Raw genomic sequence first — 1,529 nt, forward strand, 5'->3', positions numbered from 1 at the left:
TCAGACTGCTGACAAACCCCTGGCGTGGTCCGGGGGTTTGTGATTCATTGGGACATGTTGAAGAAACCTGCCCCTTGCCAGACGGCTCTTGAGATGGTGACGCTCGAGGGTCTGGTGCCGAAGGATCACCTGCTTCGCAAGATTGATGCGGTGATCGACTTCTCGTTCATCCATGATCGCGTTGCCGGGCTTTATTGCGCCGACAACGGCCGGCCGCCGCTCGATCCGACCTTGATGTTCAAGGCGCTGTTCATCGGTTACCTGTTCGGCATCCGCTCGGAGCGCCAATTGGTGCGCGAGATCGAGGTCAACGTCGCCTATCGCTGGTTTCTGCGGATGAAGCTGACGGATGGGGTGTTTGACGCCTCGACGCTGTCGCAGAACCGCCGCCGGCGCTTCAACGACACCTCGGTTTCCCAGGACATCTTTGATCATATCGTTGAGCAGGCGATCGGTCATGGCCTGGTCGACGGTACGGTGCTCTATACGGATTCGACGCATCTGAAGGCGAACGCCAACAAGGGCAGATACGACCTTGCGATGATCGAGAAGTCGCGCGCCGATTATTGGGCCGACCTCGACCGGGCAATCGAGGTCGAGCGGGCGCTGCATAGCCAGAAGCCGTTAAAGGAGAAAGAGCGTCAGCCGGAGGTGAAGGAAACCAAGGTGTCGCGCACCGACCCCGAGAGCGGCTATATGGTGCGCGACGGCAAACCGAAAGGCTTCTTCTACCTCGACCACCGCACGGTGGACGGCCGCCATGCCATCATCACCGACACCCATGTGACACCTGCCAATGTGCATGACAGCATCGTCTATCTCGAGCGGCTGGACCGTCAGCGTGAGCGGTTCGGCTTCGAGGTCGGCGCGGTTGGCCTGGATGCCGGCTATGCGACCTCCGGCATCGCCAAGGGGCTTGAAGACCGCACCATCCTCGGTGTCACCGGCTATCGCAATCCGACACCGCCCAAAGCCGGCATGATGCGCAAATCGAAGTTCGTCCACGAGCCTCAGACAGACGGCTATCGCTGCCCCGAAGGACAGTTGCTCGCCTATGCCACCACCGACCGCAACGGCTATAAACATTACGCATCCGATCCGGCCATCTGCCGCACCTGCCCGTTGCTGGCCTCCTGCACCCATAACGCCACCGCGACACGCACCATCACCCGCCATGTCTGGGCCGACGCCCGCGAGCGCACCGATGCCAACCGACTGACCGCTTGGGGCAAGGCGATCTACAAACGCCGCAAGGAAACGGTCGAGCGCTCCTTTGCCGATGCCAAGCAGCTGCATGGCCACCGCTATGCCCGCTTCCGAAGTCTCACCCGTGTCGCCTGCCAATGCCTGCTGGCTGCAGCCGCCCAGAACATCAAGAAGATCGCAATGGCGCTCATCAAAACACCAAAACCAGCCGCGGCATGAGCCAGCCCATCCTTCTGCGCCTCCCGCCAAGACCTCCCGGCGGAAAAACAAATCCACAAAAACAAAACCCGCCGAAAATATCGACGGGTTTGTCAGCAGTCTGA

General features: G+C 60.6%; 1 protein-coding gene. It reads left to right on the forward strand.

Annotated elements, in window-relative coordinates; genetic code table 11:
- The first annotated feature begins 54 nt into the window (after positions 1–54).
- Positions 55–1,425, forward strand: coding sequence for an IS1182 family transposase (locus tag MOV61_RS29865; RefSeq protein ID WP_247139169.1), 1,371 nt, complete (start codon positions 55–57; stop codon positions 1,423–1,425).
- The last annotated feature ends 104 nt before the right edge of the window (positions 1,426–1,529 follow it).

This window comes from Neorhizobium sp. BETTINA12A (genome assembly GCF_023006485.1).
Taxonomy (GTDB): domain Bacteria; phylum Pseudomonadota; class Alphaproteobacteria; order Rhizobiales; family Rhizobiaceae; genus Neorhizobium.